The 3,072-nt window shown below is 62.1% G+C and carries 1 protein-coding gene and 1 pseudogene; both read left to right on the forward strand.

Features of this window, described 5'->3' with window-relative positions; all coding sequences use genetic code 11:
- A pseudogene (locus tag ELR45_RS22270) lies at positions 1–1,045 on the forward strand (hypothetical protein); the annotation flags it as partial.
- Positions 1,046–1,053: 8 nt separating this feature from the next.
- Positions 1,054–2,646, forward strand: coding sequence for a lipopolysaccharide biosynthesis protein (locus ELR45_RS22275; RefSeq protein ID WP_276320721.1), 1,593 nt, complete (start codon positions 1,054–1,056; stop codon positions 2,644–2,646).
- The last annotated feature ends 426 nt before the right edge of the window (positions 2,647–3,072 follow it).

The following is a 3,072-nucleotide window of genomic DNA, read 5'->3' on the forward strand; positions in this document are numbered from 1 at the left end:
CTGGCAATTCAGCGAATGGACCGGCGACGCCACCAGCACCCAACCCACCATCGACATCACGATGGACACCAACAAAACCATCACCGCCACCTTCACCGAGGTTCCCGCTGATCCGCCGGTGATCGACGTCTGGTACGGCGATGACCAGAGCTTCGGTTCGCGTGGCCAACCCCAGACATGGGTGAACATACTTGGCAACGTCTCTCACACCGACGGAGTGGAGAGCGCGAGTTACCGGCTGAACGGAGGCCCGGCGAAGGCCCTGTCGCTCGGACCCAACCTGCGCCGGCTTTACGGGGACGGCGACTTCAACGTCGAGATCCCATTCGCCGACCTCAATGCCGGCGCCAACACAGTCACCATCACGGCTGTCAGCACCACCGGTGCTTCCGCGGCCGAGACCGTCACAGTGCGCAAGGAGAGCGGCAGCGCGGCGCTGCCCCACGATGTCGACTGGACTAAGTCCACCAACGTCAATGACATCGCCCAGGCCGTGGATGGCACATGGGCGACCGGTTCCGACGGGGTCACCGTCGTCGATATGGGTTACGACCGCACGATCGCTGTCGGGGACATAGGTTGGACCGACTACGAGGTCACCGTCCCGGTGACCGTTCGGGACATCGGCCCGGGCGCGGGGACTCCACAGAGCGGCGCGGCCTTGGTCGGTTTAGGCCTGCACTGGAACGGCCACACCACCGTGGACACGGAAGAGCCCGCGCAGGGATGGTATCCGACCGGAGCCTTTGCCTGGCATCGTTGGCAGCAGGGCGGTCGATTCGAGCTCATCGGGAATGACGGCTCACCTCTCAACCGAGATAGCGTCGCTTGGGACTTCGCAACGACATACATCATGAAAGCGCGAGTCGAGACAGTCGCGGGCGGCGTCGAGTACAGCTACAAGTGGTGGCCAGAAGGTACCGCGGAGCCCAGTACCTGGGAGCTGACGATCGTCGAGGACGACGGGCCCGAGCAAGGCTCCATCCTGCTCATCGCCCACCATGTCGACGCGACGTTCGGGAACGTCACTGTGTCGCCCCTGTGAGCACCGCTATGCGACCAGGCTACGCCCCAGCCCACAAGGCAATCCGGAGCCGTCCCGGGTTCCTCCGGACGCTCGCGTGGGCATTCACCATGGACGGCGGCGGCCAGATCCTCACTCTGGTCGTGTCCTTCATTCTGGCAGGCCTGCTGGGTCCGCGCACGTACGGCGTCGTGGCGATGGCTTTGGTGTACATCGCCTTCGTCCAGATGATCCAACGTCAGGGAATGGGCTCGGCGATCATTCAGCGCAAGGAGCTGACCGGCCGGCATCTCGATACCGCGTTCTGGCTTGTGCTCGTCGTCAGCGCGGTATTGACAAGCGTAAGCGTCGTATTCGCGGGATGGTGGGCAGGTGTCAACGATCTCCCAGAGCTCAAGCCAATCATCATCGCTCTATCCATCCTGATTGTCATCGAGGCGCTCACGACCGTGCAGCAGGCCCTGCTCACCCGCCACATGAAGTTCCGCGGCCTCGCGGCGCGACGCCTGATCGGGGTTGGCGCCGGCGGCGCCCTCGGAATTGTTGGCGCGCTCATCGGCTGGGGTGCGTGGGCCATCGTCGCGCAACAATTGACCACCGCGACTGTCTCGCTCGTCGTCCTCTGGGCAGTAAGTGGCTGGCGTCCGCGCCTACGCTTCTCACGGTCGGCAGCGCGTGACCTACTGGGGTTCTCAACCGGTTCGTTCCTATCAAGCGTGGCGATCTTTGCGAATAACCGCGCCGATGTGCTGCTCGTGGGGCTCTTCTTCGGCCCTCTCGTTGTAGGCGTCTATCAGCTTGCCTCGCGACTCATCGACATGGTGGTAACAATCGCCTCGCGGCCTATCCAGACCGTTGCCCTTCCTGAATTGTCGCCCTATCAGGATGACCCAGCAGAATTCGCGCGTCGTCTTCGTCGGCTCATGCGCGTGAGCGCGATCGTAGCGTTGCCGGTCCTCGGCATCGTGGCTGCCTGTGCAGACCCTTTGATCGGGCTCTTGGGCAACGAATGGAACGACGCGGTGGTTGTGCTTCAGGTCCTGAGCATTGTCGGAGTGATCCGGATCGTCATCGTCATCGACGGTCCGCTCCTCCAGGCTCTGGGGCGGCCGTTCGTCCAGGCCGGGATCACCTGGATCACAGCCGGGGTCAGCGTCGGAACATTCACGGTCGCGGGACTCGTCCTAGCCAACATGTCAGAAGATCGTCAGGCTCTGTTCATAGCCATCTCACGCGCCACAATCTACGGTCTGCTCATCGTCGCCATCCATGTCGCTTTGGTCCGCCGGTACACGTCATTGACAATCCGCGACAGCCTGTCCCCATATCTCGTCCCGCTGGCCGCAGGCGCACTGGGAATCGCCACCGGAACTGCCGCGCTCGCATTGATCAATTCGACACACGCCCTTCTCCAACTCACCGTTGCCGGCACCGCAAGCGCGATGACGGCACTCGCCACCCTTCTGATCTTTCAATCTGACCTACGCTCCTCACTGAACGGTGCGTTGAGGAAAAACACGGACCGGGCACCGGCACGGACCCTCGCCGGCGTTGCCAATGGATCATTAAAAACAGCTATTGACCACGACTTAAGCACCAAATCAAAATCCGAGATCAAATAGCGTGTGGGGGATTCTTGCTTTATCAAACATTTCCGGGACTTGCCATACCAAAGATCATCTGGTTCAGTTGGTCCGGATAACGAACTGATCACGTCGGGATAAATTCTCGGCCTAGCAACCTTCGGGGGGCAAAACCGTGCGACTTAAGCACCGCGCCAGGTACCGCCGATCTGAGCAACAGAGCGGCCGCAAGCGCTCGACGATCATTGTCACCATTGCAGCCACGCTTATGATCGGAGGTGTGGCTGTAGCCACCGATCCTGGCTTGTCCGATAGCTCATCAACGGCATCCGACACCACTCAAACGGCCTCCGCGTCGCATAAGTCGAAGAGCCACTCCTCGAATCGCCCACCGTCGCCACCGGGGAGGCCAGACTCTCCCCCCGGCCGCGGCGGACGGTGGCGCACCGAGCCCGAGCCTCCGGC

The sequence above is a fragment of the Phytoactinopolyspora endophytica genome (assembly GCF_004138495.1).
In the GTDB taxonomy this organism is placed as follows: Bacteria; Actinomycetota; Actinomycetes; order Jiangellales; family Jiangellaceae; genus Phytoactinopolyspora; species Phytoactinopolyspora endophytica.

What these genes read in the sequence shown, in the direction of transcription:
- ELR45_RS22275 (WP_276320721.1), top strand. Translation starts at nt 1,054, where the DNA reads ATGCGACCAGGCTACGCCCCAGCCCACAAGGCAATCCGGAGCCGTCCC.